This is a genomic window from Herpetosiphon llansteffanensis (genome assembly GCF_003205875.1).
Taxonomy (GTDB): domain Bacteria; phylum Chloroflexota; class Chloroflexia; order Chloroflexales; family Herpetosiphonaceae; genus Herpetosiphon; species Herpetosiphon llansteffanensis.
In genome coordinates, this window is record NZ_PUBZ01000074.1 from 1 (window position 1) to 250 (window position 250).

Genomic DNA, 250 nt, shown 5'->3' on the forward strand with positions numbered 1-250 from the left:
AACAGCCCAGTGTATTAGTCCATGGATTCGGCTGCATCTTCCCACCCTGCATCCCGTCGTCCAGCATCGCCTCATCCAGCTCACCACGGGCTTGATGGAAACCGTTGATGTGCGCGTTGAGCAGCTTGCCACGGGGAGCGCCTTCCGCGCAACTCCGGTTAGCAATGCCACCCAAGTCCGCCGCATTCTCCGCGATGAGCGTCTCAACGTTGAGACCGTTCTTGACCCCTTGATCCGCTCGGTCTTGGCG

The 250-nt window shown here is 60.0% G+C and carries 1 protein-coding gene; it reads left to right on the forward strand.

Features of this window, described 5'->3' with window-relative positions; translation table 11 throughout:
- Positions 1-250 (forward strand): hypothetical protein (locus C5S61_RS26765; protein WP_164689227.1); only part of this gene is annotated, 250 nt, incomplete at both ends.